The following is a 2,611-nucleotide window of genomic DNA, read 5'->3' on the forward strand; positions in this document are numbered from 1 at the left end:
GGGGAAAAAATACAAGTCAGCGTTAGCGTTCCTTAATCCAATGCAAAGTGATAACGGAGCAAACCCCGATGGCTGTGCGAAAGAGCAACCGCTGAAAAATAAGGGGCGACAGACATAATACTGCTGAATGAAGTGAAGCGTAGTTTACGAAGCAAAACGCAATGAAGCTGTATTGTGGATGTAATAGCCCCGACGAACGCAGGAAGTGAACGTGTGAAGATGAGGAACGAAGCAGCGCAAAAAAAAGAGCGGCTCTTTTTCTGAGCTGCTCTTTTTTTTGTGATGTGTAGTGTCTGCGTAACGGAGGAAGGAGGCTTTTTCTGCCGACGACCGACTGGAGCTGCCGAACGGAACAAAGAGAACGACCGAAGGGAGACCGCTTTATTGCCTGCTGTTTATTTGCAGATTGTTCCTTTTTAAACCTAAATTTATTTGATTGGATGCAGTTTTTCGATAGCCGTCTTTAAAGCATTTAATCCTGTTTGACGATACTTTTCTGTTGTGTCCGGGCTTTTGTGTCCTGCAAAATGTTGTACTATTCTGAGGTCGTTATTTTTGATGAATAAATTTGCTATTACACTTTGTCGTATCGTTGTTGTAGTTAGTTTCTTTTTGGTTTGTTTTTGATAAGTACTGATTAAATAATCTACATCTTCTTTTCTTATTGGTGTTCCAAGTTTGCCCAACAATAAAGCATTTTCATCGTTTCTAAAGGTTTTAAGCTTGTTTCTGTCTTGATTGATAAATTCATATAATAAAAGGATTTGTTCGGCTTTTAAAGGTAAATTTCTAGCGTTGGTTATTCCTGTTTTATTTATTTGTATCGTGGCTTTTTCTAAATCTATATCGGTTAATTTTAGGTGTTCTCTTTCTCCTATTCTTAATCCTTGATGAACCAATAAACTCATTATAATTTTGTTTCTTTTGATTAAAAACGGATAGCGTTCTATTCTTGGAACTAGCAATATTTGTAATTCTTTTTCTGTAAATAAATCTTGTAATTGGATTGGGTTTGCTGCGCCGTCTCTTATTCTTATGGCTCTTGCTGGATTGTCTTTTCGTTTTCCTATTTCAATTAAATAATCATAGTATTTTTTTATAGAAGCAATTACTCTTTTTACATTATTTACGCTGTGCTGATTTCGTACTATTTCTATATACTGCATTACTTTTTGATAGTCGTATTTCTCTGCATTTTTATTGTTCTTTTTGTATTTATTGATATCATAAATATAGCTTTCAACTGAACTTTGCATTAAACTTTGGCTTAAATAATCCTCGATGCTCATTGCTGTAATTTGGTTTTTAAAAAATTAATTCTAGTATAAATCTGTGTAGTTCCAAGCTGTGTGTGTCCTAAAAAATCTCTAACCATTTCTATACTCATTTCATTTTCTAATAAGTGTGTTGCAATACTATGGCGAAGCGAGTGTAAACAATAGTTTTCGTGTTGTATGTTTTGGCTTCTTTTGAGTATTCTTTTAAATAAATTATAAATATTGTTACCTCTCATTTTACTGCCGTTTATGTTGATTAAAAAACTTTCTTCGTTATTATTTCTAATGATTTCAGTAGTAATACAATATACTTTTAAGTCTTTTACAATCGCTTCAGTAAGTGGGATTACTCTACGTTTCTTGCCTTTTCCTTTTCTAACAAATAGCAGTTTTTGCTCAAAGTTTACATCTTTTAAATCCAATAATTCTACTTCATTTCTTCGCAGTCCACAGCCATAACACAAGTGTAATATTGTTTTTTCTACGCTATTTTGACAGGTTTTATAAAGGATTTGGATTTCTTCTTGAGTAAATACAGTTCGTTCGTTTTTGGTGGCTTGTTTTATTCTTAAGTTGTATGGATTTCGCTTTATGGTTTTGGTTCTTTCTAGATATTCAAAGTATAATTTAATGGCTAATAGTTGGCTGTAGATGTGGCTTTCGCTTATGGTTCCTATACCGTTTCGCTTTGGTTTTTCTTTTAAATATTGGTAATACTTTTTGATGTGTTGGTCATTTATTTTTTGAGGAATTTCTTTTATATAATCCAGTATATTTTGTGCATATTTCGGATAATTAACTACTACATTTTTGCAATATCCCAGATTTAACAATTCTCTTCTAAAGTCATTTATTGTATCGTCCATTATTACTTATGATGTTTTTGAGGTTATACTTTTTATTTCGACCGAACGCTATAGCAAGTTTATAGTTAATCGTTGATGTTTGTTGGGTTTATTAAAATTCTAGTGTTCGTTTGGTGTTCGGTTAGCGTTCGGTAGTGTTCGGTTTCAGATTTTGGATCTGTTTTATAAAATGGTCTTTTAGTTTCTTTCTAACGCTTTGGATGTCGTCAAAGTGGAAGATTTTATATTTATAGCCTTTGTTGCCGTGTCCAAATTGTTTGATGTATTCCAGTTGTACCAATTGATTGATGTAATGTTGCAATTGTGTCTTTTTAAATCCTGTGGTTTCCATCGCTTCAAAACGGGTAAAATCATCGGTTTTAAACTTCTTTTTTAGCTTCTCAAAAAACTGTCTTAAACTTCCATCTAGTTCATCTATTTTTAAAATAATACTTTCAAAAAGTATTTCTACTGCGTTTTCTATATCTT

Annotated in this window: 3 protein-coding genes; all 3 read right to left on the reverse strand. The window is 32.7% G+C overall.

All coding sequences use genetic code 11. The features are described 5' to 3' along the window. Positions 1-428: 428 nt before the first annotated feature. Positions 429-1,289, reverse strand: a complete 861-nt coding sequence (locus EKL98_RS15245) for a tyrosine-type recombinase/integrase (protein ID WP_126563069.1) — start codon at positions 1,287-1,289, stop codon at positions 429-431. Continuing rightward, the gene (locus EKL98_RS15250) at positions 1,286-2,143 is read right to left on the reverse strand and encodes a tyrosine-type recombinase/integrase (RefSeq protein WP_126563070.1); all 858 of its coding nucleotides are present in this window, start codon (positions 2,141-2,143) and stop codon (positions 1,286-1,288) included. The genes EKL98_RS15245 and EKL98_RS15250 overlap by 4 nt, the downstream gene beginning before the upstream one ends. Positions 2,144-2,264: 121 nt before the next feature. Beyond that, positions 2,265-2,611 (reverse strand): hypothetical protein (locus EKL98_RS17630; RefSeq protein WP_158618337.1); only part of this gene is annotated, 347 nt, incomplete at its 5' end.

The organism is Flavobacterium bomense (assembly GCF_003970355.1).

Bases quoted from the DNA above. Each gene is read 5' to 3' on its own strand.
- EKL98_RS15245 (WP_126563069.1), bottom strand. From the start codon at position 1,289: ATGAGCATCGAGGATTATTTAAGCCAAAGTTTAATGCAAAGTTCAGTT.
- EKL98_RS15250 (WP_126563070.1), bottom strand. From the start codon at position 2,143: ATGGACGATACAATAAATGACTTTAGAAGAGAATTGTTAAATCTGGGA.